Raw genomic sequence first — 26,243 nt, 5'->3', positions numbered from 1 at the left:
GTATATTACTATAAACTGGCATTCTGCAATTTTTGATTTCATCATACGATACTTATACACTACTAATGAGCAATAATTCTCTCTATGTAAATATGCTTTAACAAATGCCTTTGTTTTATTATATCAAATTTTGTTACATTTTGTTATAAAAAACAACAATCACTTACATATAGTTTACCCTCTTGTTATAGATTCTAACAAGAGGGCTAATAAATTAATTATTTAAGATTTTACTTCTTTCATAAAACGATCAAACATTTCAAAATCCATTTGTTGTGCTGAATCTGAAAGGGCTACTGCTGGATCAGGATGAACTTCCGCCATAACACCATCTGCGCCAATTGCCAAAGCAGCTTTAGCGGCGGGGATTAATAAATCTCTTCTACCAGTTGAATGTGTCACATCCACCATAACCGGTAAGTGTGTTTCCTGTTTTAATATTGGTACTGCTGTAATATCTAACGTGTTACGGGTTGATGTTTCATATGTTCGAATTCCACGTTCACACAAGATAATATTCCCGTTACCTCTTGAATTAATATATTCTGCAGCATTAATGAAATCGGCAACTGTAGCAGACATACCTCGTTTTAATAAGACAGGTTTATTAACTTCACCTGCTGCTTTTAATAATTCAAAGTTCTGCATATTACGTGCCCCGATTTGGATGACATCAATGTAATCTAAAGCTTTCTCAAGATCTGCTGGGTTGACTATTTCACTAACTACAGCTAAATCATATTCATCTGCTACACGTTTTAAAATCTCTAATCCTTCAAAACCCAACCCCTGGAAATCATAAGGAGATGTTCTAGGTTTAAATGCACCACCTCGTAATAATTTAAGACCTTTCTTTTTCACCTGTTCTGCAACTTGTGCAACTTGTTCATAACTTTCCACCGCACATGGTCCAAATATAAAGTGTTGATTACCGTCTCCAAATTTTTCACCATTTATTTCTATAATTGTATCTTCTGGTTTTTTCTTCCTAGAAACTAATAATGCTTTACTATGATTATCTTCTTGTAATTCAAGTCCAGCTTTAAAAATTTCTTTAAAAAGATGGATAATCGTAGCATTCTCAAATGGTCCTTTATTATTTTCTTTGATTAAATTGAGCATGTCACGTTCTCTAACTGGATCATAGCTACGATTAGCACCTTGCTTCTCTTTGGCTTGTGCTGATTTTTGTACAAGTTCGGCGCGCTTATTGATCAAATCTAAGATTTCTAAATTGACTTGATCAAGTTCTTGTCTTAATTGATCTAATTGTTTATTACTCATTGGACTACCTCCTATTTTAATTTCACGTTATAATATATTAAGATATAATTAATAATTAGGGATAATTATAGCTAATATTTTCTCTCTTGTCACCATTTTGTTTAAATATTTAGTATATTCTTTATTTTTTCTACAATTTTAAGCTTAATAAGTGATAAAATATGAAATAGAGAACAAAATTATTTCATTTTAATTTTGTTATGAAAGGACTAGGTTTATGAATGAGCGTATCTTTGCATTAGATATTGGCACACGTTCGGTTGTCGGTTTACTTTTAGAACAAACAGAACAGCATTACAAATTAATTGACTATGTAATGTTAGAGCATGTTGAGCGATCTATGCTAGATGGACAAATACATGACATCGTTTCTGTGGCAAAAGTAATTCAAAAAGTGAAAGAGAAATTAGAAGCAAAACATGACATTAAACTTACCAAAGCTTGTGTTGCTGCAGCTGGTAGAGCATTAAAAACTAGGCGCACTACTATTACCAAAAACATTGAGCAGCATCCATTAATAGAAAAAGAGGATATTTTGTTCTTAGAACTAAGTGCTGTTCAGCAGGCGCAGCATGACCTGGCTTTAGAAGAAACGGATCACACAAGTTCACACTATTACTGTGTTGGTTATTCCGTTATACAATATAAATTAGATGATGACAGCATCGGTTCTCTAATTGATCAACAAGGTAAATATGCAGAAGTAGAAATTATTGCAACATTTTTACCTAAAGTAGTTGTTGAGTCGCTACTATCCGCTTTACAACGTGCTGATTTAGAAATGGAAGCCTTAACATTAGAGCCAATCGCTGCAATCAATGTTTTAATTCCTGCTTCTATGCGTAGAATCAACGTTGCATTAGTTGATATAGGAGCAGGTACGAGCGATATCGCATTAACAGACACTGGAACTATTACTGCGTATGGAATGGTTCCACGAGCAGGGGATGAGATTACTGAAGCAATTAGTGATCATTATTTATTAGACTTTAATGAAGCTGAACGTGTAAAAAAAGAAATTACAGTTTCTAATCAAGCAACGATTACAGATATTCTTGGATTTGAACAAACAATTACTTATGATGAGCTTGCTGATGCAATAAGTCCAGCTATCAACCAGTTAGCTGATGCAATTGCTAGAGAAATAATGGTGCTTAACGCCAGAGCGCCTAAGGCAGTAATGTTAGTTGGTGGCGGAAGTTTAACACCCCACTTAACAAACCAGCTTGCTGAAAAATTGCAACTACCAAATAACCGAGTAGCTATTCGAGGAACAGATGCGATTCCATCGTTACAATTTGAAGCAGATATACCTGCTGGTCCAACTTTCATTACACCAATTGGTATTGCAATTGCTGCAAAACAAAACCCTGTTCATTATATAAGTGTAACAGTAAATGACCGAGCTGTACGACTATTTGATATGAAACAATTGACTGTAGGAGATTGTTTGTTAGCTGCCGGTATTCATATCGATAAACTTTACGGCCGGCCAGGAATGGCTTATATGATTACATATAACGGTCAGAGTATTACTCTTCCAGGTACATATGGTCAGCCTCCTAAAGTCTGGTTAAATCAAGAACACATTACGATTGAAGAACCCATAAAACATGGGGACAGCTTGTACGTTGAAAAAGGGAAAGATGGAAACGAGCCGCACGTAACAATTAAAGAACTTGTTGGTGAACTACCAACCTTTACAGTCTATTATAATGATGAAAAGAAACAGCTAGCTCCAGCAATAGAAGTTAACAAACGGGCCGAAGATGGAAATTATCTAATTAAAGATCATGATACGATTAACGTAATAGAAACCAAAACAATACAAGAATTTCTAGTAAAGCATAATAAACAAGATATTTTAAATGAGTTATATGTTTTCAAAATATATATTAATGGAAAAGAAAAAAGTTTCCCGCAATTATCAACAAAATTATTTGTTAATGGTAAAGAGGTAACTAAAAAAGCCCTTCTACAACCTGGTGATAAAATTAGAGTACAAGAAGGACAACAACCTACAATTAAAATGTTACTTGAAGAAGCTGGTATTAAATATCAACAGATGATAACAGTAATTTACAATGGTAAACCTGTAACACTAACCAAGCAGTCAATTCGTATTCTGCAAAATAATAATGAGCGTAATCTAGATGATCGTCTACAACATGATGACAAAATAGAAATAGAATCTATTGAAGAAAATGAATTTATTTTTCAAGATATATTTCGATTTATTTCTGTTGATTTATCACAGATTAAAGGTGGAATTGACATCAAAAAAAATGGACAACCTACTACTTTTTTTGATCTATTAGAAGAAAATGATGAGATAATCATCAATTAAATTGAAAATATATAAAGAGGATGTAACTCTAAAACGAGTCACATCCTCTCTTAAAGTTATTGTTTTTTTAGGTCTTCTGCTGCTTCATCAATTGCTTCTGCTACTTCTTCGGCTGCTTCCTCAGCAGTCTCCTTAACAGTTTCAGCATCTTCTTGTGCGACATTGATTTTTTCTTGAATAGATTTAGTCGTTTCTTTGAATTTATCACCTAACTCTTGTGATTTTTCAGAAACATTGCTTTTTACTTGTGAAGAAGTTTCTTTTGCATAATCTTTCCACTCAGCACCTTTTTCATATGCCACGTCAGCCCACTCATTTGCCCGTTCTTTTATGGAGCTAGCTCCATCATTTAGATCTTCTCTTAGCTCTTTTCCAGATTTAGGTGCGAATAAAAGTGCAACAGAAGCACCTACAATCCCACCTATTAATGAACCAATTAAAAAGTCTTTACTGTTGATGTTCTCATTTTGTACCTGTTTTTCTTCTTGATTACTCATTCTTATTCCTCCCTAATAAAAATTCTATATGGACATACATTATTCCTATTTTCGCTTTTTGAAGATTTCCATTACAATGGTACCCCACTTAACAGCCTGTGCAGTCTCTTCCTTGTTCTCTTCTACTACGTTTGAAATACTAGTTGATACACTTCTAATGGAATTATTGAATCCTTGAACTGTTTCACCAATACCTTTTATTCCATCAACAAGAATATTTAAGCGTTTAGATTTATCATTTACATCATCTGCAAGCTGGTTTGTTTTATTCAAAAGCTCTGTGGTCTCTAATGTAATACCCTCCATTTGCTTTTCTAAACCTTCTAATGTGTCAGCTACATTTGACATTGTACGTTGCGTAGCTTTTAGAACTTTTGCTAAATAAACAACTAATACAGCGAATGCTACAGCAAATATTAATGCGGCAATATAAAGTAAAATAATCATTCTTCTAATACCACTCCTTTGTATGTATATCTTATGCAATTATTTATTTATATAATGATATTTACCCTAAATATATTGAAATAAACCTATAATATAAATTTAACAATTACGCACCAAATTATTCTCTCTTTTTATATAAAAAGAGAGAAGGTATCATCTCCACCTTCTCAACCTAATTCGGCAATCAACATCTAAATTCCTTTTTAAAATTAAAGCTTTGTTTCATACGCTTCTTGAAACTTCTGTATATCTCCTGCGCCCATAAAAACAATAACAGCATCTTGATATTCTTTTAGAACTTCAATATCCTCAATATCCAATAACTGCCCATTATCAATTAAAACCTGTAAGTCTTCAATTGACAACTGTCCTGTACCTTCTCGAGCAGAGCCAAAGATATCACATAAATAAACATGGTCTGCCGCTTGGAGACTATCAGCAAATTCCTGTAAAAACATTTTTGTTCTCGTGAAGGTGTGTGGTTGAAACACAGCAGTTATGGGTCTATTTGGATATTTTTTTCGTATTGAATCTAGGGTTGCTTCAATTTCTTTTGGATGATGTGCATAGTCATCAATCAAAATTTGATTGTGTATTTTTTTCTCAGTAAATCTTCGCTTAACACCAGGAAAAGTATCCATTTTCTTAATATCAGAAGCTTGCATTCCTTCATAATGGCAAATGGCTATGACAGCTAATGCATTCAAGATATTATGATTACCATACATTGGTATTACAAAAGTATCATAATAATTATTCCTTAAGAACACATCAAAGCTAGTCCCCTCAGGTATGTCTTTCACATTTTTGGCTTGAAAATCATTACTCTCAGAAAACCCATAGTAAAGAACTGGTACTTTAGCTTGGATCTGCTGTAAATACTCGTCATCTCCACAAGCAATAATACCTTTTTTTACCTTTTCGGCCATTTCTTGAAATGCATCAAAAACATCATCTACACTCGTAAAGTAATCAGGATGGTCAAAATCAATATTAGTCATTATTGCATAATCTGGTTCATACGCTAAAAAATGCCTACGGTATTCACATGCTTCAAAGACAAAATAACTGCTATCGACATGTCCTAATCCAGTTCCATCTCCAATTAAATAGGAAATGGGATATGTTTGTTTTAATACATGTGCTAATAGTCCAGTCGTCGATGTTTTTCCATGTGCACCTGTCACAGAAATACTTGTATATTGTTTTAACCATTCAGCTAAAAATTCATGATAGCGATAAAAAGATACCCCTAATTGAAATGCTTCTTGGATTTCCTCATGATTGTCAGAGAACGCATTACCTGCAATAACAATTAAATCTTCATTAATATTGTCTTTTGAAAAAGAATAAATCGGAATTTGCTTCTTTTCTAAAGCTGTTTGTGTAAAAAACTCTTTATCGACATCAGAACCTTGCACTTTTTCCCCAGAGTCATGTAGAATTTGTGCTAGTGCACTCATTCCAGTCCCCTTAATACCAATAAAATGGTAATTTGTCATAAATAAGAACCTCCAAAAAAAAGCATTGATCTTTTTATCTATTCGGTGTTAATTTTCCGACTTAATATTTTAACATAAAAAACAAAAAAAGTATTAGTCAATATAAGAAACTTTTTCTAATCTTGGGTTAGGATGATATTGTCGACCATCCTTTGATTCAGGTTTCCCATTTAATAGTACATTATCTCCCGTAAACCCTATGTGAACATCTAATAAACTTCTTCCAATACCGTAAATATCAACCGGTACGTTTTGCTTTTCAAACTTGCGAATGCGTTCCTCATTAAAACCACCACTAGCAACTATTTTCACATGCTCAAAACCTTCTTCATCTAATGCTTTCCTTAAGGCAAAAATTAATGGTGAATTCACCCCTCTAGGATCAAAAGTACCCATAAGGTGTTGGTTTCTCAAAAAATATTTATCAACCATATTATTTGAAGTATCTAATCGAACACCTTTTAATGTGTCACCAAATTCGTGCGCTACTTTTAACGAGTCAGTAATAACATCATTGTTATAATCAACTAATACCGTTAAATCATCATTAGGATAGAGTTCATGGTAAGCCTTGGATGCAGCCACAACATCACCTTCAAAAATTTGAATCATTGCGTGTGGCATTGTTCCCATTCCTGTTCTTCCCCACCATTCATTCATAGCATGCGTTGCTTGTGCTGTTGATCCTCCAATAAAGGCCGCATAACCATCACCAGCTTGTTGGGTATAATGGTCATCACGATCACCCATAAAAATAACTGGTTTTTGTTTTCCAGAAGTTCTAGCCGCTTTAACCACATTATATACATTCGTAGCGACCGACGTTCGTCGAGCCAAAATACCATCAAGTATACCTTCTAAATAACCAAAAGATTGATAAGGACCTGTAATAGTTAGGACTGTTTCAAAAGGACTAATCTTATCCCCATCTTTAAGAGAATGAATTTCTAAGTCTTCGGGTTTATCGGCAAACGTATGTATCAACGCAATTGCTTCATCAGAACCACATAATACAGCATCACTTTTCTGAAAAAATTGCATTGTTACTTGATTATTAGGACGCAGTTTTTCAGCTATTTCTTTTGTCTTTAAAAAATATACAGCAGAAAACCAGCCATCTTTAATACGTTGATCAAATTTGAAAGTTTTATTCGTTAATCTCTCTATTTCACCATTTAATTTCTTTGTTATCTCTTTTTTCATCATACATACCCCTCGTTACGTTCTTAAAAAGTTTGTATATCATTGTCTATCATATAAGATAAAGAATACTTCCACAAGTTATTTTCCTCATTCTAATTATTTGTTCGGTTTAATTCTTGTTCAAGATCGCTTGCTGATACGAGAATATCACGTGGTTTACTCCCTTTTTGGGTCGAGATAATACCGTTATGTTCTAATGCATCAATTAGTCTTGCAGCACGATTATAACCAATCTTAAACCGTCTCTGTAGCAATGATGCGCTTGCTCCATTATGTTCTAAAACAAATGAAAGGACATCAGAATATAAATCATCTTCCGTCTCTTCTGTGTCTACTTGCTTTAATAATTGTTCTTGTTCAAATAAATAATTAGTCGGAGCCATTTTTTTAGCATAACTTGTTATCCGTTCAATCTCATCATCAGAAACAAAAGCTCCCTGAATTCTAACTGGATTGCGCGCACCATTTTCAACAAACAACATATCTCCTTTACCAAGGAGACGTTCTGCTCCACTTGTGTCAATAATTGTACGAGAATCTACTTGAGAGGATACACTAAATGCTATTCGTGTTGGAATATTTGCTTTGATTAAACCTGTAATAACGTCCACAGATGGACGTTGCGTTGCTAATAATAAGTGAATACCACACGCTCTTGCTTTTTGTGCGATTCGACAAATTGCATCTTCAACGTCTTGTGGAGATACCATCATTAAATCAGCTAACTCATCTATTACAATTACCATATAAGGCATTTTCTCTTCGATCCTGTTTTGTTTAATCATCTTCTGATTGTAGCGATCAATATCGCGCGTACCTTCTTGAACAAACTTTTCATAACGTTCTTCCATCTCCATAACTGCCCATTTCAATGCATGAGTAGCAGCTTTCACATCCGTAATCACTGGTGAAACTAAATGTGGAATGTCATTGTAAGGTGCTAATTCGACCATTTTAGGGTCAATTAAAAGAAAGCGTACATCTTTGTGACTGGCTTTATATAAAAGACTAATTAAAATGGAATTTATACAAACACTTTTCCCTGATCCAGTAGCTCCTGCTATTAAACCATGCGGCATTTTCTTAATATCAGTTACAACCGAACTACCTGCAATATCCAAACCTAATCCTACACTTAAATTAGAATTACTTGATTGAAAAGCTTTTCCTTTAAAAATCTCCTGTAAACCTACTGGTTGTGCAGCAATATTAGGTATTTCGATACCTATGGCATTTTTACCCGGAATCGGTGCCTCCATTCGAATGTCCTTTGCTGCCATATTTAACTTTATATCATCACTAAGATTTTTAATTTTACTAACTTTCACACCTGCTTCAGGTTGAATCTCAAATCTAGTCACTGAAGGTCCTTGCATCGTGTTAATCACTTTTGCATTTACGTGAAATTGATGTAATGTAGTTTCTAATAACTGTGCCTGTTCCTCGATCCATAATTGATTACCATCTGAGTGCTTAATTGGATCATCTAAAAGATAAAAAGGAGGAAGATTAGTAACTTTCGATTTATTTTGCTTGTTTCTTTCATGATAGTGCTTCTTATCACGGGGACGCATCAAAACATTAAACGGAACAGCCCTTCCCTCTTTTTCTTCTGTTTTTTTGGAAGGTTGTTGAATGAAGGAAGTCTTTTCTTCAGCTGAATGAGAGTCATCTATATGTAATATTTCCTCATTTGAAACTTCAATGTTTGAGTCACTTTGAATCGGTACATTATTATCACTATATTCTTCACTTTCAATTGAATCTATTTGATCATTAACTAATTCTGGTTGATTTATTAAGGACACCTCGTTATCGCTTGCTTCCTCCCAATGATCGATTGAATGATCTTCATCCACAGGATCGACCTCAAACTTCTCGAAAGTAAGTTTAGCTTGATTGTGGATACTGTCTTTACGCATAAATGCAGGTGTGTCGATTTCATTTTCTTGACTTGGCCTTTTTTTAAAACCATAGACAGGAGAAGGAACCTCTGTTGCGACAAATGGTCTTTTATTTTGATCATTTTTTACAGGAGATTGCTGCTCACGCTTTCTGTAATGTTTATCAATATCTACAGTATTATCAAGCTGTCTTGTGACAATTTTAGGATGGTTCTCTATTTTATCTGGAATAACAGGAAAATCAAACTTCTTTTTACTTGGGTATTGATAAGAAACCCTTGTCTCTACATGCTTATCAACATTATTATTTATTTTAGATTCTGGTAGTTCCATATTTTCATCTGGATCTAACCACTGCTTCATTTTATTCTTAATTGTTTCCCACATAATACCTTCACTCTTCCATTTCAATAATTATCTTTATTTTAACAGGTTTTTTTAATTTTTGAATCCTCTAACCTACCTATTTAAAAAACGCAAAAGAATATAATCTTTTGCGTTTACTAATGTTAAAATTGAAATACTTGTCCTGCTTCAACTTCTCCTGTTAATACATATATCCCTTTTTCTTGTGGTGCATCTGGAAGGCCTAGTTCTTTCTGGGAACAAATCATACCATTTGAAGGTACCCCTCTTAATTTAGCAGCTTTAATTTCCATACCGCTTGGCATGATCGCACCTACCTTTGCTACAACTACATGTTGACCTGCATCAACATTTGGTGCGCCGCATACAATTTGCACTTCTTCATCACCGAGATCCACTTGACATACATTTAATTTATCTGCATTCTCATGTGGAGCCTTTTCTTTAACATAACCGACAACAAATTTTGGTGATAGATCAATATCTAATGCATCATCAAGATTATTCTTCGTAAAAATGTCTTTAATCTGACTTAATAATTCTTCAGTTAATGTAATTTTGCCATTTCCTAATGAAAGGTATTGTGATGCTTGAAAAATATTATAACCAAGTACTTCTTTTGTTTCAGTGTCAATTATCTTTACTACATCACCAAACGTTTCAAATGTTGTTTGGTAGCGATCTCCTTGTTTGAAAGGAATTAATAAACAATCCCCTATTCCCTCTTTGTTATAAAAAACATCCATCTTTATTCATCCTTTTTTGATTCATTTTTCGTAGTAGGTTTGTTTTTTGCTAATATAAAAATCGGTTCTAAATGTTTATCTTCATAGAGAAAAGATAATGAAGTTATTGGAACACGCCCTTCAGCAAAATATTGCATCGTCATTTGCGCTAATATATCATAACCCATATCATTTTGGACATCAACTAGAATTAATACATCTTGATGTGGAACTGCAATAGCTAATTCTCCTTTAGCGTTGGTCCGCATCTCTTCTAAGAATGTTTCATTTAATATACGGCTAGCATCATAACCGTCTTTTGTTGCAATAAAATAAAAATCATTGCCAGCAACATGATCAATTTTAGGTTCAGTTGATAAAGAGCGAACATTAAACATAGAAATTTCTTTTAACTTTTCACTAGTCCAACCTTCTTTATCCAACATTTGTTGATCAATTAATTGATAGGTATTGTCTAAATCAAGCGCGTAGTAGATACGTGTTTCAGCTGTATGTTCGCTATAGACTAAATTAATGCCGCTTTTGGTTTTTTTGGGGAAAGATGTTGAACGGATAACTGGATAAATCTGTTGTTCTTTCCCAGTTAAATTTTGCGTTTTGTGCATCATTTTCAATGCTTCTTCTACATGGTAATGCAATTCTTCAATAGCTTTATCACCATTTTGTTCATACTTCGCTATCACATTAGGGATAGTAATCGATACGCCTTGATGTGTGTCTTGCCATTCGACACGATAAGTATCCTTATCTCGATTAAAAGACGTTCGCCAATCTGAATTTTCGAATCTATCATCTAATAGCTGCTTCATTTTAATACTTGTCATTTTCATCTATTATTCCTCCTTAAGGAGAGGTTAATCACGGTTGATCACGATAGCTATTGTAGCATTTATTATTAACACTTAAAAGAAATTAAGCTCTTACTGTATCACTCAAGAAATATTTAGATCTTATTCAAAAATGCTTCTACTTCTTCTCTTGATTTACGATTTTTACTTACAAAACGACCAACTTCATTACCATCTTCAAAAGCTAAAAAGCTAGGAATTCCAAAAATATCATACTTTATGCACGTGTCGATAAACTTGTCTCTATCCACGTAAACAAAAGTAATGTCAGCATATTTTTCTTCTAATTCGGGTAAAAATGGTTCGATAACCCGACAATCTGGGCACCAATCTGCTGAAAACAACAGGACTGTTTTTCCTTCTAATATTATGGTTTCCAATTCTGTTTCTGATTGCAATGTTCTCATTTTTTCTTCCTCCTAGTATCATTGTATTTTAATCGTCTAAAAGACTATAGTATGTATTTTAAAAGTTACACTACCTTTTCTTTGTTAATCTTACACAAACTAATCATTAATCTCAAGAAAACAGATTAAAATGTAGAAAAACCGTATCCTAGTTGTTCGGATACGGTCATACACCAAAAGAAGAGGTGCTTGTCCTATTCATTTAACATTGACCATTTCAAAAAATAAAAGATTGAAGTCATGGTTAGTTTAATTTTGGTCTGTATAAGCAATAGAAGTCGCCATTTGCATCATAGCTATAGTATCATCTTCCATAGTTTCAAGGGTTGTTTGTGTCGTAATCTTAACGCCACCTACCCCCACTTGTAATTCATAAATTTCTTCTGTTTCTGCAACCTTAACATAGCCAAAACGTTCGTTATCTTCAAATGATTGTAATAAAGAATAATTATCATTTGCTTCTGCAGTTTGGTAATTTAGTTGACTTGTACTAGCTTCTAGAGCATTATAAAATAATATGAACATTTGATCGCCTGATTCTAATAGAAGATTACTCTCGGTCTCCTCTACAATCTCAAAGTCATCAGGTAAATATACCGAAAAACCCTCTACTTCTTGATTAGGTTCAATAGTATCAGCTTCAAATGTGGCTTTAGCCGCTTCCTCAACTAAATTAAGCGCTTCCTCTTCTGTAGGGGCACATGCACTAAGAAAAAGTAGACTAACGCTTGATAAAGCAAATAGCAGTCCAACGATTTTTTTCATTTTCGATTTTCCTCCTGCTTATATAGTTCTTTTTTCCCTCTTCCTATCATACTATGAATTTTCAATTTGACAAGATTTGATTTACATGTCACAAAAAATTCACTTTTTCATTAATGGAAGAAAATCTTAACCTTAAACTTTGTTTTTATAGTAAATTTCATGTTGACCTTTCATAAGTTTTAAAATATGAACAAACATCTCTTTTCTACCAATTAAATTATTAGTAAAAATACCTATTGCTCCTTCATTCTTACGAACATCCTGTTTTTGCGCATATAAATCCATCAGATCACCTAGTTCCTTCCCCTGTCGTAAACCTTCTGTAATTTCTATGGGTAAAGGAATTCTAGCACCACTTGCATTGAATTGAACACCTTTTTTATCTATCATAGCTCCCCAACTACATAAATAAGTCATTCCATCAAGTTCCATCACGCCACCCTCTAGGCCTATACCTATCTCAGCATTATTTAAATCAATAGCTTGTTTTGCGCGATTAGAAGCTCCCATTAATGTTTCTTCATCAGATAATGGTTGATTAGAAACATTTGAAGGAACATCTTCTGCATACACTATCTGATTGTTAAAAACTTCTTGTACCGCTTTTACCTTAGTTGGGTTTTTTGAACCAATTATTATAGCCATTTTGCATACTCCTTTTATTAAGGTTCTTTTCGTAAATATTATTATTTTTATATTCGGACTTGATATAAACTCCGTCGTAACTAGTAACGTAAGTTACTAACCCACTACGGAATCAAAGGCTTTCCCTTTCCACGGGCACGACCTCAACTAATTTTTAGAAGAAAATGCACTTCTAAAAATGGATTTTCGGCTCGCGCTGTTCCCGTAGGAGTGAAAAGCCTTTGATTCCTTCGCTAGATAGCGCATCTTTTTTCATATACCATGCACTCTCTATTACCGCTATCTTGCGTTTTAATTAAATAAAGCATTTTAAACTCTTCTTAATTTGTGAACAACACTAGCGTATCAAGCGAAATCGGTGACACTCCTGCAGGAACAGCAGATGTTTTTGATGGGGCGAGTAATCGCAGCCCCACGTGCTGAAGATCCACTCGAAGGCGCTTTTTGCCTTCGAGTTAGCTGAAGCCGTGCCTGCGGAAAGGGAGCCGATTTCGCTTGAGGAGCGGATCCGAAAATTCTTTTTACGACGTAGTTTATAGAAATTGTGCCATAAGCAACAATTTTTTAGAAAAAGGCGTTTATTAAAGTATTGCACCGAAGATCATTAAGAAACAAATCCAAAGAAAAAGTGAGGTACAAATGCCCCCACTTATAAATAAAAATACGTATATGATTAACTGTTTTTTCGAATTTGTTCAACTGTATTAGCATCTGTATTTTTAACCAATTCCACAATTAATGCCTTAGCTGCTGCATAGTCATCAACATGAATCATCGATGCATGAGTATGAATATAACGTGAACAGATACCAACCACTGCTGATGGAACACCTTCATTTGATATATGAACTCGTCCAGCATCTGTACCACCTTGAGAAATAAAGTACTGATATGGTATGTTGTTTGACTCTGCTGTGTCTAAGATAAATTCACGTATACCACGATGTGTAATCATAGAACGGTCAAAAATTCGTAGTAACGCACCTTTACCAAGCTGACCGAATTCTTTATCATCACCAGACATATCATTTGCTGGTGAAGCATCTAAAGCATAAAAAATATCAGGTTGAATCATATTTGCTGCTACTTGTGCCCCACGTAAGCCAACTTCCTCTTGTACAGTTGCACCAGAATAAAGTTGATTTGGTGTCTCAACACCTTGAAGTTCTTTTAATAACTCAATCGCAAGGCCACAGCCATATCGATTATCCCACGCCTTAGCTAGAATTTTCTTTTCATTAGCCATCGGTGTAAATGGAGTAATTGGAACTACTTGCTGGCCTGGTTTAATACCAATCGATTTAGCATCTTCTTCATCATCTGCACCAATATCAATTAACATATTTTTTATTTCCATCGGCTTTGCACGTTGTTCTGCTGTCAAATTGTGAGGTGGTATGGAACCTATCACTCCAGTTATAGGACCATTATCTGTCATAATTTGAACACGTTGTGCTAACAATACTTGCGACCACCAACCGCCTAGTGTTTGAAACCGTAGCATCCCGTTTTTGGTAATTTGTGTGATCATAAACCCTACTTCATCCATATGACCAGCAACCATAACTTTCGGCCCCTTACCTTGTTTTATTCCAAAAACACCACCTAAATTATCTTGTATTACCTCATCTGAATACTTTTCCAATTCACCACGCATAAATTTTCTAACATGATGCTCATTACCCGCCGCACCTTGTAATTCAGTTAATGTTCGAAATAACTGTTTTGTTTCTTGATTCATATGTATAACCTCCCATGTTTTATAGCAACATATCCTAATTGTATCTAAAATAGATCCTCATTACCACTTTTTCGATATAAATCGAACATCCTATGTAAGAACATTTTCTAATTGACACAAAATAAGTTATACTAATAATAAATTTACTAGTAGAGGTGACAAAATGAATTGGAAGAACATAATTTGCGCAGCTGGAATTGGAGCAGTAATCGGTTATGCAGCAAAAGACCAAATGACAAAGCAACCAATTAAACCTGAAAATGCTTTAAAATTAGCAAAAGAGGCATTTAAAAAGCACGGACCAGTGAGTGGATCATGGATATATATGAAACCAGAAACATTCACTGACAATGGCTTAGATTATTCTGTGTACCGTGGAGGAATAACACGTACAATTGATAATCTTAATAAGCAATTTGAATTTTTTGTTGATGCAAATACTGGTTCTATCATTGATGTAAAAGAGTCTGCATAAAACATAGTTAGTAAAAAACGAGCCCATAGCTATATAGCTGTAGGCTCGTTTTTTACTATTTAAAATGCGCTCGACAACGATAGATGTTTTGTCCTTTAGCAGAGAACTTTTCTTCATATTCTGTCATTATATTTGTTGGGTCTTGGAGTTCATGAAGGTCTAAACTTACTTCATCTAATACCATACCAAACTCGGAAAAACTAACTAAGGAGTACTCAAATAATTGCCGATTGTCGGTTTTTAGGACAATCTCTCCATTTTCTTTTAAAACTTGCTTATACTGTTCCAAAAATGTTTTATAAGTTAGTCGCCTTTTAGCATGCCTTGTTTTGGGCCATGGGTCTGAGAAATTCAGATATATTTTATCTATTTCATTATCAGCAAAAAGTAAACGTAGATCTTTTGCATCCTCATTAATGAAATGAACATTGTCCGGTTTTTTGTCTACTGCTTTTTGAACAGCACTTATTATAATGCTTTTAGCAACTTCAATTCCAATGAAATTAACATCTGAAAACTGTTCAGCCATTCCCATAATAAACTGACCTTTTCCCGTGCCAATTTCTAATTGAATTGGTTGGTCCCTTTTAAATACAGATTGCCAATTATTTTTTCGCTCTTCTGCAGATAATGTCACAAATTGTTCGTGTTCTTTCAAAAAATCATCTGCCCAAGGTTTATTTCGTGCGCGCATTGTTGTTTCTCCTTTATTAGGATTATTTATTTATTTGATAGTATATTTCACTTGTGACGGTGAAAAATATAAAAGAAGGTGGTGGATATCAATGGCTTTAAATGCCTATGATCAATTAAATGTTTTAGCTGATATTTTAAGTGAACAAGCTGAAGATGCTTGTGGTAGTATAGCTGAATGCCAACAAATCAAACGGCTTGTTCAATCATTAATGGCTAAACAAGCTGTAGATGACCAACATTTATCACAGCTATTACCAGAAATATATAATTATGGACGCCAAGGAGAAATTGCTCAAAATCTTGAACAACATATTACAACAAACCAAGCAAATTTAGAAAATTGGCTCCAACATATAGCTACTTCTCATAACTAATTGCTCGATCTAATAGTCGTTTCAACTCTTGTAATTGTTGAACGGCTTCTTTTTCTTGTCCATTATTTAGTTTGGATATATACGATGAAATTACCTCAATCATTACATACCAATGCATACGAGTAAGCAAGTGATTATTATTATTTATATCATAGCTCTTTAACCATTCATTCCAATCTGCTTCAGGAATATACCAATGTAATAGCATACCCAAGTCAATAGCAGCATCACCGATTTGTGCATTATCCCAATCAATTAGATATAATTGACCAACTTGAGACAATAACCAGTTATTATGATTTAAATCACAATGGCAAACAACTTGTTTGACGTCATACATAAATCTTAGTTTATCTTGCAAATACTTAAATACCTGATGTAAAACAACAGGAAAGGCAACTAGGCGACTTTCAAATACTTTTTGTTTTAGGTCTAGTAAGATCTTTTCTGGATCAATTGGTTTTTTCCCCATACGCGTTAACATATCTAACAACTCAGAAGAATGATGAATTTTACCAAGTAAATGTGCTACCTTAGGATGTTGCATTTCTTCTGGATTTAATTCTTTACCTTCAAGCCACTCTTGTGCTGTAATAACATCGCCATTTTCTAGACGTTTTGTCCATACTAATTTTGGTACAATGCCTTGTGCTGATAAAACAGCTAGGAAAGGGGATGAATTACGTTTTAGAAAGAGACGTTTATTCTCATTATGTGCATAGTAAGCTTCACCGGTTGATCCGCCTGCTGATGCGATTATCCATTCGTCGCCAAGAATATCCTGCACGTCCTTCACCTTCCATTTCTACATACTTTTACGTTCATTTATACACGTTCAAAAAAAAGACGGTAAATTTAGATTAACGCATAATGGGGGTGAATATCAAGAGAAAAATTTAATAACTATATATAACCATAAGTTTAAAATGAATTATTTTATTGCAGAAACTAGGTTTCATAAGTCTTTTTATCACAAATTAAAATCTTTTTCTGAATCATCTTGTTTCCATTCTGGACGTCTTACCGAGATTGTATCAGAGAATTGTAATAGAGCTTCTGCAATTTTTAACTGATTATGTTTTAAAGGGGATATAAAGTTTCTTTTTTCACTCAACCATTGTTCATGCTGTTCTTTACCAATAAAGGTTGTTAGATATGGTTCTGTATTAAAATCAATGCTATTTGTCCGAGATAAGACAACCTTCTCTATCGGTATTTCTAAGTCATTTACAGACAATATGCTTCGTATTATTTTTTCTGTACGTTTTAATGAGAGCATTGGGCTTAATAAACGAGATCGTACATTATTCTCTTCAGAGTACCAGGTGCGATCATCACCAGCTATTAGTCGTTTCGTTGAATCAATTTCAATTAATCGAATAATATTAATACCAATTGGTGTGATTAAAATAATATCTCCGTCCATAGCAGCATTTTTAAATTGAAACACTGGACGATACAATAACAAAAAAGTATCTGGAAAACGCTGCAAGAAATATTTAAGTGTCAAATCATCATAATAGGAGCGATCTAAAAAGGACATTTCTTGAATTGTGGTAGAAGCCCATTTTAACTGAAAAGGTAATAACATATTTAAGAAATATTGCTTTAGATCATCTTTTGTAGCAGGTAAATCTTCTATTATAGATTCTTCATCCATTTCACTCTCTACTTGTTCTCTTCGATGAAAAAATTGTTTCCATTTTGATAAATTCTCAGCAGGTTCATCTTGTTCATCAATTTCAGTTTCAATTTGTAACTGCTGTTCCCATGTTTGAACAAGTTTGCGCCAATTTTCTTGTTTTAAGCGGATAAATTGTCCTGGATAATGAAAGGGATCTTTTTGATATCTAGATATATAATTTTCTAATTTTATTAATTGTGCCATTTCCCCACCCCATCAGAGCTTAAACTCACTTACTTTTTGATATTTTGGTGTGTTATTTGGGTATATACGATAAAGTACAAAACGATCTACCTCTATTGTTATTGGTTCTGATATTTGTCTTTCTAAAGATTCTAATTCACTCTTAACTGCTTCAGAACCCAGCCACCTTTTTCCTAAAGTAATATGTGGACGATACGGTCTGTTTTCCTTCTTGAAACCATATTGTTCAGTAGTTTTATCTATTTGCTGTTGCAGTTGCACTAATTCTAGTGATTTTTCTACACCAATCCACGCAACTCGAGGTTTGTCACTTAAACCAAACCAGCCGAAATTACCTAATTTCAGTTGAAATGGCGCTGGCGTTTCAATTTGTTTTACCTCATCGATTAGTTGTTGTTTCGTCATATCACTAGTTGCCCCTAAAAATTTTAAGGTTATGTGAAAATCATCGATTCCTACCCATTGCTTATATGTTAATCCTTTATCTTGTAATTTCTGTTGACAATCGTATAACCAACTTTTCACATCTGATGCTAACGGAATAGCAAAAAAATAATGTGCCTGTTCCACATATCACACCTCCCTCTTTTTTTAAATACCGAGTTGATATAAAAGCGCAATAGCTTTAATTCTTCTTTGTAAAATAAGCGGTATTCCCACGCTTTCGAAAAACACTCGCTTTCCGTGGGGAACGCTTCAGCCTCCTCGTAAGCAAATGTTTTCGGTGGGCCGAGTAACCTCAGGCCAAAAATCGCTTACTGTGGGGACTTCAGACTGTTCCTTTCCCACAGGAGTCTCGCATTTATCTGCAGCTTAATCTAAGTGACTTTTCAAGAAAGAGGAATGCAACACCATCCTTATTAGACGCGATTACTAGCGGATCCAATTTCATTTGAGGAGCGGGTCAGAGAAACAGAGACTTAATGCACATTTTATATAAAATCAGTCATAAAAGAATCATCTTAGATAGCAGGTTAACTTTCTAGACGAATTTTTTCAATGGTTACTTTATCACAAATCACATATAACTCAGCATCAGATGGTATTGACTCATCTAGCATACGGTTAATGCTTAGATTATTTCGATCCGCTATTAAAGTAGCTCCTTGTTCTAGCAATGTGTTAAAGGCATCTCGATATGTTTTCCATCCTTTTGATAGTGGAACATAGTATAAATCATCCCCATACTTACGGCGTAGTAACTGGCCATACACATTTGAAATTCCTTTTCGAAAGGCAGATCGAACAAATAACGAGGAAATAGTTTCTGTTGATACGATAAATTCATCCACTTTCATGAACTCAAAATTCTTAATGTGCTCTTCTTCCATTACTTCAACAATTGTGTGAACTTCTGGAGCGAAAGACTCAATTGCAGAAGCGATTAATAGTGTTTTTCCATCTGACAATTGATCATCATTTATTGTATCATCCGCAAAAATTAATACTGATTGTGCTTTTGAGATATTGGCTTTTTCTAAAGTTGCTAATTCAGATGCATGTCCTCTAATATAATGAATATTCTCTGCTAAAATAGGAGCTTTTTCTAGATTATCTATAATTACTACTTCAATATTATTTGACGTTTGTAACATTTCATTAACAGCAAATTTTGCTTTCTGTGACCAACCAATAATAACGTAATGATTTTTTTCTTTATACACAATATCACCCTCTTCTTTTTTTCTACGGAACATTGCTAAACCATCTACAACTTTACCAATAACAACACCCACAAGACCTATACCAAATATATAAAGAAATATTGCAATTATTCGCCCTGCCATTGTGACCGGGTAATAGTCCCCATATCCCACTGTTGTAACAGTTGTCATAACCCACCAAAACCCCTCAAAAAAAGTAGGAAAGTTTTCACTTTCAACTAATACAATTAATAGTGAGGTAGTCAACACTAATAATAAGCTGGCTATAAACAAGACAATATTACTAATATGAACCATTTTACGTACAATTCGTTTTAAAAGATACACCTATATCTCCTCCTTTATTTTAAATTTAATTATTTTTAATCGTTTATAAAATTAGTTGAATCACTAGCGTTTCTGGATAAAAAGGTGTAAAATGGAGGTAACTTCAAGATTCAGGTTCACCACAAGTCTAATGTCACCATTAAGGAGTGGTTTTTTGAATCAATCAACAACGCGTATGCTTACGCGAGTAAAAGCTGTCTATATGTTTATTAGAGAAAACGGGCCTGTCACTACATTAGAAATTGCCGAAGAATTTGGTATTACTGACAGGACAGTTCAAAGAGATCTCAATGTATTGGAATATAACGGCTTAGTGACTAGTCCAAACCGCGGAACATGGAAAATCACAGAAAAGAAAGTAAAAATTTCATAACTATTTTTATATAACAATGCTGACTACCTGTATTTGTCAGCTTATTTTTTTGCTGTCAATGTGCTTAAATACGATAATTCTTCGTCAGTTAACTCTCGATATTCTCCCTTTTCTAATGCTTCATCTAGCTTCCACTCACCCATTGAAATCCGTTTTAAATAGAGAACACTTTTATCAACTGCTTCAAACATTCTTTTTACCTGATGAAACTTTCCTTCTGTGATTGTTACATGTATTTTTGACTGCTCACCACTTGTTATAATCTCCAACTCTGCAGGTTTTGTAAGATATCCATCATCTAACGTTACACCAACAGCAAAATCCTGAATATCTGCTTCTGTTACTTCTCCCTCTATCTCTGCATAATACGTTTTGCCTACATTTTTCTTAGGTGATAGCAATTGATGTGCAAGTTTGCCATCATTTGTGATAAGCAGTAATCCCTCTGTATCTTTATCCAAACGTCCAACTGGAAAAGGATTAAGAACAAGATCATCAGGTTCTAACAAATCGATGACCGTTGTTTCTCTACTATCTTCTGTGGCAGTAATTACTCCACTAGGTTTATGAAGCATGAAGTACACAAACGGCTTGTAAATTACCTGCTCCTCAAAAATAGTAATTACGTCTTTCTCTGGGTCTACTTGTTGTTTACCATCTTTCACTACGGTTTCATTTTGTGAGACTGCGCCCTTTTTCAATAGTTGCTTTACTTCTTTTCGACTGCCATATCCCATATTTGCTAATAATTTATCAATTCTCATATATATCTCCTTTAAGAATGCTTTCTTCTGAAAATTTTATCTATAATTCGTATTCTACCACCTAAAATACGTTCCAATAAGGTCGATTGATAACTGAGCCACAAAAAAACACCTGCACCTGCTGTTATAGTAATAATTAAGACGATGATATTTTCTAATCTCCCATCTTGGTAATCAATCAAAAAATGAAGCGACCATTTACTGATACTAACAACTAGACCCATTATAAACGTTAATATCACTATTAATGTTGTTCGTTTAACCAGTTGACGGGTTGGAAATTGAATAGATACTTTTATACGCCATACATTTAGTAACACTGTCGTAAACGAAGCAATCATTGTTGCAATTACTGCTCCTTTAGGTCCAGTTAACTGCAGCAAAGGAATTGTTAATAATCCTTTTAGTAACAGTCCAGATAGTAAGCTAATAACAGCAAAATTCTGTTGATTGATTCCTTGCAAAATAGATGATGTAACAGCAAAAAGACCAAAGAACAGCGCGACTGGCGCATACCAGCTTAATAATGATCCATTTAAGTCAATGTAATCATTAATCCCATAGAATGCTCCCCAAATTTCTGTACCAAGTAAAGACATCCCGACAACTGCTGGCAAAATCAATAAAATAATAATTTGTAGCGATTGATTAATATGCTTAAAAACCTGTTCCATATTTTTATCTACAAATGATTTTGTCAAGACAGGTAACGTTGCTAGAGAAAGTCCAGTAGCTAATGTAATTGGAATCATCACAAGCTTATGCCCATATAAAGTAATTGTAGAAAAAGCATTTACTCTTAAATCTTTTGCATAATCAAGAGCAAACATCGTACGTTCAAATGTGAGGGCATCAATTTGCTGATAAAGAGGTATTGCAAGTCCAACCACAACAAACGGACCTGCATAACGAAATAATTCCTTAAATAAGGCGTTACTTGGAATGTCATATGTAGTTACTTGTTGATTCATTTCACGATCTAAATACGGTTTTCTCTTCTTCCAATACCAATATAATACCAATGCAGATGCAATTGCACCAATAAATGCAGCGAATGTTGCAAAACCAACTGCTGTTGTAATAGACCCATTCATTAATTCTATAATAATAAAAACAGAACCAAGTAAAAAGAAAATCCTAACGATTTGCTCAACTAGTTGTGAGATCGCTGTTGGTCCCATCGATTGATGTCCCTGAAAAAAACCTCTAGTAATACTCATTGCAGGTATAATCAGCAAAGCAAAACTAACCATTTTTATAACCATTGTTACATCTTCTACTGTTATTCCTTCTGCATTATCAGGAATATATATACCAGCTAGTAGTTCTGCACCAAAAAATAGCACAAGAAATGAAATTAATCCTGTAATAGCCATAAATTGTAATCCTAACTTATACATCCTCCTACTTGTTTGATAATCACCAAGAGAATTATATTTAGATACAAATTTAGATACGGCTAACGGAATTCCTATTGTAGATAAACTAATAAATATAGTATATGGTACATATGCAAGAGTATATAAAGTACCACCCTCTGCACCGACCATACTTTCAAATGGAATTGTGTAGATCATTCCAAGTAATTTAGAAAGAAATGTCGCACCTGTTAATAACATTGTTCCACGTAATATGCTTGACTTTGACATATTTTCACCTTAATTTCTTTTATAATCGAATGTTACTATTTTATCATAGATACAAAAATGTGATAGTATTTAACATGAATTTTTAACATTCTAATTTGATTTGGATTGAAAAATACCAAGGTACCTACAAAGATGTAGTATATTAAAGTATAGAGTAGATTCTTCATTTGAGAAATTTAACAAATTAAAAAAGATTTCTTTCTAGTATTAGATGCTGTAATTTTGTGTGCTAAGTAAGAAAAAGTGTATAATAGATATTTCGTTACATGTAGAGAGGATGAATACTATGACTTACGATGTAATTGTTATTGGAGGAGGACCATCCGGTTTACTGGCTGCTATCGCTGCTGCTGAGAATGGTGCTACCACTTTATTAATTGACAAAGGAAATAAATTAGGTAAAAAACTTGCTATCTCAGGCGGCGGTCGTTGTAATGTAACCAATCGATTACCACAAGATGAATTAATAAAACACATCCCAGGAAATGGACGTTTTCTATATAGTGCTTTTTCTGTTTTTAATAATTATGATATTATTGATTTCTTTGAGCAATTGAATGTTCCGTTAAAAGAAGAAGATCATGGACGAATGTTTCCAGTAAGCAATGCAGCAAAAGATGTAGTTAACGCATTGCTAACCCGATTAACTGAATTAAAAGTAACCATTAAAAAAAACGCGCCTGTACATGCTGTTCAATATGGCGAAACAAAGCATACTATTACGTTGTCAAATCATGAAGAAATAGAAACAAAAGCAGTTATTATAGCTGTAGGTGGTAAAGCTGTTCCACATACTGGCTCAACTGGTGATGGCTATAAATGGGCTGAAGAAGCTGGACATACTATTACAGATCTATACCCAACAGAGGTACCATTACTTTCTAATGAGAAATTTATACAAGATAAGTCACTACAAGGATTAGCTCTACGAGACATTGGACTTTCTGTTCTTAACCCTAAAGGAAAAACAATTATTACACATCGTATGGACATGCTCTTTACTCATTTCGGAGTTTCCGGACCAGCCGTTCTAAGATGCTCACAATATGTTGTGAAAGAACTGCGTAAAGGTGCTAGACAGGTAGTAATGGAAGTTGATGCATTACCTGATCAAACCGAGCAACAGCTATTAGAGGAAATAACAATTAAATTAGAAGATAACCCTAAAAAAACAGTACGAAATATCTTAAAAGGAATTGTTCCTGAGCGTTACTTAGATTATTTATTGTCAAAGAACGATATTCAATCAGACATAAAATCAGCAAATATTTCCCGGGAAAAGATACAAACCTTTGTAGATGATCTAAAAAGTTTCCAGTTCCATATTTATGGTAGTCAACCGATTGAAAAAGCTTTTGTAACTGGAGGTGGAGTATCAATTAAAGAAGTAATTCCAAACACAATGCAGTCAAAAATAATGCATGGTTTATATTTCTGTGGAGAAATCTTAGATATTCATGGCTATACCGGTGGTTACAATATTACATCTGCTCTTGTTACTGGACGGGTTGCAGGAATGCATGCAGCCTGGGAAGTCAGTTAGGCTTTAATGCTGATTTTGCACAATCTAGATTAAGTAAACTTATTAGGATAAAAATTATACGATTAATTAAACAGCACCAAAACATACATTAGATCTAAATTAATGAGTGTTTTGGTGCTGTTTTACGACTACAAGACAATTTTTATCCGCATTGATCAGTGGGACTGCTTTACACTAAGTCCGGTGATTGTAACTAGTAAGAGCACCATTCCAAGAATTTGAACGATGGTCAAATGATTACCAATAAGGAGAACGCCAAATAATGAAGCTGTCACCGGCTCTAACATAGCGACCATCGAAGCAGTTGTGGGGGACACCCAACGTATGCCAATCACATAAAATATAAATGATATTCCTGCACCTATAATCCCTAATAGAAGAAACCACCCTATGTCGCTTGATGTCACTGCCCTTGCTACTTCATCATTGTCTGTAAAAAGAAAAACAATGAAACTAAATGAAAGAAAAGCGATTGTTAAGGTGCTCTCCGGATTTCCGGTAGAAGAAGCGTTCTTAAAACCAAATATGAATAAAGCATAGGAAAATCCAGAAGCAAGTCCCGCAAATATCCCTATAAAACTCACTGAAATCGATTCAGTGTTGTAGGCACCTGTTAGCAATATAATCCCGATAAGTACACCTGAAATGCATCCCCATTTAAACCATGTAGAACGTTCTATTTTAAATAAAAAGGAGATTAAAAGGACGAATAGAGGTGCGGTGTACATTAAAGTAGCGGCAACAGCAATACTTGAGGCTTGGATACTCACAAAATAAAAAGTGAAATTTCCCGCAATACCAGCGCCTGCCAATATGGACCATAATAATAAACAAGTAGAGAAGATCCAATTTTGTCTAAAGCGAAAGAGAAACCACGTGAAAAAACATATAAATCCAACAGCCCCTCGGTAAAGTGAAATCACAATAGGATCCCAGCCTTTGTTTAGTAAAATATCGGCAATTACCCCACTAATGCCCCAACATATAGCGGCTAGCATAACAAAAACTATACCTAAAAACCTCATTGTATACCTCCTAAAGAGAAAAAATAACACGAGCTATTAGAAATCTAACCTGAACTTAATAACGTATATTGAAGGACCAAACACATTATTTTTAAACAGGTATAAATGATCATTCCTTTAATTTCTCATACCAAAACCTAAGTTGGATCACATGCAATATGAATGAGGTATCTATTAAAAGAATATCTCGATTTTTAGTCGGCAGGGGATAGAGATAAAAACAGTGAAGTTGAAGATTAGTTGTAGACTAAAGATAATCTCAATATCGAGTGTTTAACAAACGGATAGCATTAATTTAATATGTGATATCCTCTCGGCATTGAAATACCGAGCTTCCCAGGGATGACCTCTCAAAGAGACGTGGGAGCGGCTCATTACGGTGGAGGCTCTATCTCACGACATTACCCGTGTTGTTCCATTTCTGACCCACTTTCGAACATGACCGCTATATCTCGTACCACACGAGACTCCTGCATCGGATTATACCGCACAGGCACTTGGACTATCAGTGAAATCCGTCTTACGACGTCAATCACCTACACCGCCAAGCTAGTGCTAATTGCAATATTGTTAGCCGCGTTTAAATCAGCATGGTTTTTGTATCGGCATTTTTTGCATTTGAATGTTTCATTGTGTCGATTCCCTTTATCTGCATGTTTACAACAAAAGCAAGTTTGACTCGTTTTATATGGATTAATATCAACAACCGGAATATTGAATTTTAAAGCCCTTTCTTTGATAAATTGCTTTAATTGATAAAACG

The 26,243-nt window shown here is 34.3% G+C and carries 26 protein-coding genes; 5 read left to right on the top strand and 21 right to left on the bottom strand.

Annotated features, from left to right (window positions below; translation table 11 throughout):
• Positions 1 to 222 precede the first annotated feature (222 nt).
• Positions 223 to 1,284: a bifunctional 3-deoxy-7-phosphoheptulonate synthase/chorismate mutase gene (locus tag D2K40_RS07705; protein WP_117154655.1), complete on the bottom strand. Its 1,062-nt coding sequence runs from the start codon at positions 1,282 to 1,284 to the stop codon at positions 223 to 225.
• Positions 1,285 to 1,501: 217 nt separating this feature from the next.
• Between D2K40_RS07705 and pilM the strand changes: the two genes are divergently transcribed.
• Positions 1,502 to 3,631 (top strand): cell division protein FtsA, encoded by a 2,130-nt coding sequence (gene pilM / locus D2K40_RS07700; protein WP_117154653.1) that lies wholly within the window; start codon positions 1,502 to 1,504, stop codon positions 3,629 to 3,631.
• A gap of 56 nt (positions 3,632 to 3,687) precedes the next feature.
• Here the strand turns inward: pilM and D2K40_RS07695 are convergent, their stop codons facing one another.
• The 11 genes from D2K40_RS07695 to D2K40_RS07645 all read right to left on the bottom strand — a co-directional run bounded on the left by D2K40_RS07695 (position 3,688) and on the right by D2K40_RS07645 (position 14,702).
• On the bottom strand, positions 3,688 to 4,128 hold the full coding sequence (locus tag D2K40_RS07695) for a YtxH domain-containing protein (RefSeq protein WP_117154651.1): 441 nt from the start codon (positions 4,126 to 4,128) through the stop codon (positions 3,688 to 3,690).
• Between the two features lie 45 nt (positions 4,129 to 4,173).
• The gene (locus D2K40_RS07690) at positions 4,174 to 4,575 is read right to left on the bottom strand and encodes a DUF948 domain-containing protein (RefSeq protein WP_117154649.1); all 402 of its coding nucleotides are present in this window, start codon (positions 4,573 to 4,575) and stop codon (positions 4,174 to 4,176) included.
• Positions 4,576 to 4,784: 209 nt separating this feature from the next.
• The gene (murC, locus tag D2K40_RS07685; protein WP_117154647.1) at positions 4,785 to 6,077 is read right to left on the bottom strand and encodes a UDP-N-acetylmuramate--L-alanine ligase; all 1,293 of its coding nucleotides are present in this window, start codon (positions 6,075 to 6,077) and stop codon (positions 4,785 to 4,787) included.
• A 93-nt stretch (positions 6,078 to 6,170) separates the two neighbouring features.
• On the bottom strand, positions 6,171 to 7,280 hold the full coding sequence (locus D2K40_RS07680) for a nicotinate phosphoribosyltransferase (protein ID WP_117154645.1): 1,110 nt from the start codon (positions 7,278 to 7,280) through the stop codon (positions 6,171 to 6,173).
• Between the two features lie 92 nt (positions 7,281 to 7,372).
• The gene (locus tag D2K40_RS07675) at positions 7,373 to 9,571 is read right to left on the bottom strand and encodes a DNA translocase FtsK (RefSeq protein WP_117154643.1); all 2,199 of its coding nucleotides are present in this window, start codon (positions 9,569 to 9,571) and stop codon (positions 7,373 to 7,375) included.
• 122 nt (positions 9,572 to 9,693) lie between these two features.
• The gene (gene ytpR / locus D2K40_RS07670) at positions 9,694 to 10,296 is read right to left on the bottom strand and encodes a YtpR family tRNA-binding protein (protein ID WP_117154641.1); all 603 of its coding nucleotides are present in this window, start codon (positions 10,294 to 10,296) and stop codon (positions 9,694 to 9,696) included.
• A 2-nt stretch (positions 10,297 to 10,298) separates the two neighbouring features.
• On the bottom strand, positions 10,299 to 11,126 hold the full coding sequence (locus tag D2K40_RS07665) for a DUF1444 domain-containing protein (protein WP_117154639.1): 828 nt from the start codon (positions 11,124 to 11,126) through the stop codon (positions 10,299 to 10,301).
• A 113-nt stretch (positions 11,127 to 11,239) separates the two neighbouring features.
• Positions 11,240 to 11,551, bottom strand: coding sequence for a thioredoxin family protein (locus D2K40_RS07660; protein ID WP_117154637.1), 312 nt, complete (start codon positions 11,549 to 11,551; stop codon positions 11,240 to 11,242).
• 249 nt (positions 11,552 to 11,800) lie between these two features.
• Positions 11,801 to 12,316, bottom strand: coding sequence for a hypothetical protein (locus tag D2K40_RS07655; protein ID WP_117154634.1), 516 nt, complete (start codon positions 12,314 to 12,316; stop codon positions 11,801 to 11,803).
• 132 nt (positions 12,317 to 12,448) lie between these two features.
• The gene (locus D2K40_RS07650) at positions 12,449 to 12,961 is read right to left on the bottom strand and encodes a DUF84 family protein (RefSeq protein WP_117154631.1); all 513 of its coding nucleotides are present in this window, start codon (positions 12,959 to 12,961) and stop codon (positions 12,449 to 12,451) included.
• A 673-nt stretch (positions 12,962 to 13,634) separates the two neighbouring features.
• Positions 13,635 to 14,702, bottom strand: coding sequence for a M42 family metallopeptidase (locus D2K40_RS07645; protein WP_117154628.1), 1,068 nt, complete (start codon positions 14,700 to 14,702; stop codon positions 13,635 to 13,637).
• 163 nt (positions 14,703 to 14,865) lie between these two features.
• Between D2K40_RS07645 and D2K40_RS07640 the strand changes: the two genes are divergently transcribed.
• A complete protein-coding gene (locus D2K40_RS07640; RefSeq protein ID WP_117154625.1) occupies positions 14,866 to 15,177 on the top strand; it encodes a PepSY domain-containing protein in 312 nt (103 codons plus the stop codon).
• Between the two features lie 55 nt (positions 15,178 to 15,232).
• On the opposite strand, the gene trmB is transcribed toward D2K40_RS07640, so the two are convergent.
• A complete protein-coding gene (gene trmB, locus D2K40_RS07635; protein WP_117154622.1) occupies positions 15,233 to 15,871 on the bottom strand; it encodes a tRNA (guanosine(46)-N7)-methyltransferase TrmB in 639 nt (212 codons plus the stop codon).
• 91 nt (positions 15,872 to 15,962) lie between these two features.
• Between trmB and D2K40_RS07630 the strand changes: the two genes are divergently transcribed.
• Positions 15,963 to 16,247: a YtzH-like family protein gene (locus tag D2K40_RS07630; RefSeq protein WP_117154619.1), complete on the top strand. Its 285-nt coding sequence runs from the start codon at positions 15,963 to 15,965 to the stop codon at positions 16,245 to 16,247.
• On the opposite strand, the gene D2K40_RS07625 is transcribed toward D2K40_RS07630, so the two are convergent.
• The 4 genes from D2K40_RS07625 to D2K40_RS07610 all read right to left on the bottom strand — a co-directional run bounded on the left by D2K40_RS07625 (position 16,231) and on the right by D2K40_RS07610 (position 20,126).
• Positions 16,231 to 17,034: a phosphotransferase family protein gene (locus tag D2K40_RS07625; RefSeq protein WP_117154616.1), complete on the bottom strand. Its 804-nt coding sequence runs from the start codon at positions 17,032 to 17,034 to the stop codon at positions 16,231 to 16,233. The genes D2K40_RS07630 and D2K40_RS07625 overlap by 17 nt on opposite strands.
• A gap of 183 nt (positions 17,035 to 17,217) precedes the next feature.
• Positions 17,218 to 18,135 (bottom strand): NERD domain-containing protein, encoded by a 918-nt coding sequence (locus D2K40_RS07620; protein WP_117154613.1) that lies wholly within the window; start codon positions 18,133 to 18,135, stop codon positions 17,218 to 17,220.
• Positions 18,136 to 18,147: 12 nt separating this feature from the next.
• On the bottom strand, positions 18,148 to 18,705 hold the full coding sequence (gene thpR, locus D2K40_RS07615; RefSeq protein WP_117154610.1) for an RNA 2',3'-cyclic phosphodiesterase: 558 nt from the start codon (positions 18,703 to 18,705) through the stop codon (positions 18,148 to 18,150).
• A 404-nt stretch (positions 18,706 to 19,109) separates the two neighbouring features.
• Entirely contained in the window at positions 19,110 to 20,126 is a 1,017-nt protein-coding gene (locus D2K40_RS07610; RefSeq protein ID WP_117154607.1) for a potassium channel family protein, read from the bottom strand.
• 154 nt (positions 20,127 to 20,280) lie between these two features.
• Between D2K40_RS07610 and D2K40_RS07605 the strand changes: the two genes are divergently transcribed.
• Positions 20,281 to 20,499: an HTH domain-containing protein gene (locus D2K40_RS07605; protein WP_117154604.1), complete on the top strand. Its 219-nt coding sequence runs from the start codon at positions 20,281 to 20,283 to the stop codon at positions 20,497 to 20,499.
• 41 nt (positions 20,500 to 20,540) lie between these two features.
• On the opposite strand, the gene D2K40_RS07600 is transcribed toward D2K40_RS07605, so the two are convergent.
• Positions 20,541 to 21,263, bottom strand: a complete 723-nt coding sequence (locus tag D2K40_RS07600) for a pseudouridine synthase (protein ID WP_117154601.1) — start codon at positions 21,261 to 21,263, stop codon at positions 20,541 to 20,543.
• Between the two features lie 11 nt (positions 21,264 to 21,274).
• Complete coding sequence (locus tag D2K40_RS07595; protein ID WP_117154598.1) at positions 21,275 to 22,912, bottom strand: putative polysaccharide biosynthesis protein; 1,638 nt, start codon at positions 22,910 to 22,912, stop codon at positions 21,275 to 21,277.
• A 286-nt stretch (positions 22,913 to 23,198) separates the two neighbouring features.
• Here D2K40_RS07595 and D2K40_RS07590 point away from each other — a divergent pair, with 286 nt between their 5' ends.
• Complete coding sequence (locus tag D2K40_RS07590; protein ID WP_117154595.1) at positions 23,199 to 24,455, top strand: BaiN/RdsA family NAD(P)/FAD-dependent oxidoreductase; 1,257 nt, start codon at positions 23,199 to 23,201, stop codon at positions 24,453 to 24,455.
• Between the two features lie 155 nt (positions 24,456 to 24,610).
• Here the strand turns inward: D2K40_RS07590 and D2K40_RS07585 are convergent, their stop codons facing one another.
• A complete protein-coding gene (locus tag D2K40_RS07585; RefSeq protein WP_117154592.1) occupies positions 24,611 to 25,480 on the bottom strand; it encodes a DMT family transporter in 870 nt (289 codons plus the stop codon).
• Between the two features lie 536 nt (positions 25,481 to 26,016).
• Positions 26,017 to 26,243: zinc ribbon domain-containing protein (locus D2K40_RS07580; protein WP_162879168.1), on the bottom strand; the 227-nt coding region annotated here is incomplete at its 5' end.

The organism is Paraliobacillus quinghaiensis, assembly GCF_003426025.1.
Classification (GTDB): domain Bacteria; phylum Bacillota; class Bacilli; order Bacillales; family Amphibacillaceae; genus Paraliobacillus_A; species Paraliobacillus_A quinghaiensis.
Note: the sequence above shows the minus strand (reverse complement) of the source record. Positions and strands in the feature narration are given on the sequence as shown.

Coding starts and splice junctions, on each gene's coding strand:
- D2K40_RS07705 (WP_117154655.1), bottom strand. CDS start 1,284: ATGAGTAATAAACAATTAGATCAATTAAGACAAGAACTTGATCAAGTC.
- pilM (WP_117154653.1), top strand. CDS start 1,502: ATGAATGAGCGTATCTTTGCATTAGATATTGGCACACGTTCGGTTGTC.
- D2K40_RS07695 (WP_117154651.1), bottom strand. CDS start 4,128: ATGAGTAATCAAGAAGAAAAACAGGTACAAAATGAGAACATCAACAGT.
- D2K40_RS07690 (WP_117154649.1), bottom strand. CDS start 4,575: ATGATTATTTTACTTTATATTGCCGCATTAATATTTGCTGTAGCATTC.
- murC (WP_117154647.1), bottom strand. CDS start 6,077: ATGACAAATTACCATTTTATTGGTATTAAGGGGACTGGAATGAGTGCA.
- D2K40_RS07680 (WP_117154645.1), bottom strand. CDS start 7,280: ATGAAAAAAGAGATAACAAAGAAATTAAATGGTGAAATAGAGAGATTA.
- D2K40_RS07675 (WP_117154643.1), bottom strand. CDS start 9,571: ATGTGGGAAACAATTAAGAATAAAATGAAGCAGTGGTTAGATCCAGAT.
- ytpR (WP_117154641.1), bottom strand. CDS start 10,296: ATGGATGTTTTTTATAACAAAGAGGGAATAGGGGATTGTTTATTAATT.
- D2K40_RS07665 (WP_117154639.1), bottom strand. CDS start 11,126: ATGAAAATGACAAGTATTAAAATGAAGCAGCTATTAGATGATAGATTC.
- D2K40_RS07660 (WP_117154637.1), bottom strand. CDS start 11,551: ATGAGAACATTGCAATCAGAAACAGAATTGGAAACCATAATATTAGAA.
- D2K40_RS07655 (WP_117154634.1), bottom strand. CDS start 12,316: ATGAAAAAAATCGTTGGACTGCTATTTGCTTTATCAAGCGTTAGTCTA.
- D2K40_RS07650 (WP_117154631.1), bottom strand. CDS start 12,961: ATGGCTATAATAATTGGTTCAAAAAACCCAACTAAGGTAAAAGCGGTA.
- D2K40_RS07645 (WP_117154628.1), bottom strand. CDS start 14,702: ATGAATCAAGAAACAAAACAGTTATTTCGAACATTAACTGAATTACAA.
- D2K40_RS07640 (WP_117154625.1), top strand. CDS start 14,866: ATGAATTGGAAGAACATAATTTGCGCAGCTGGAATTGGAGCAGTAATC.
- trmB (WP_117154622.1), bottom strand. CDS start 15,871: ATGCGCGCACGAAATAAACCTTGGGCAGATGATTTTTTGAAAGAACAC.
- D2K40_RS07630 (WP_117154619.1), top strand. CDS start 15,963: ATGGCTTTAAATGCCTATGATCAATTAAATGTTTTAGCTGATATTTTA.
- D2K40_RS07620 (WP_117154613.1), bottom strand. CDS start 18,135: ATGGCACAATTAATAAAATTAGAAAATTATATATCTAGATATCAAAAA.
- D2K40_RS07600 (WP_117154601.1), bottom strand. CDS start 21,263: ATGAGAATTGATAAATTATTAGCAAATATGGGATATGGCAGTCGAAAA.
- D2K40_RS07595 (WP_117154598.1), bottom strand. CDS start 22,912: ATGTCAAAGTCAAGCATATTACGTGGAACAATGTTATTAACAGGTGCG.
- D2K40_RS07590 (WP_117154595.1), top strand. CDS start 23,199: ATGACTTACGATGTAATTGTTATTGGAGGAGGACCATCCGGTTTACTG.
- D2K40_RS07585 (WP_117154592.1), bottom strand. CDS start 25,480: ATGAGGTTTTTAGGTATAGTTTTTGTTATGCTAGCCGCTATATGTTGG.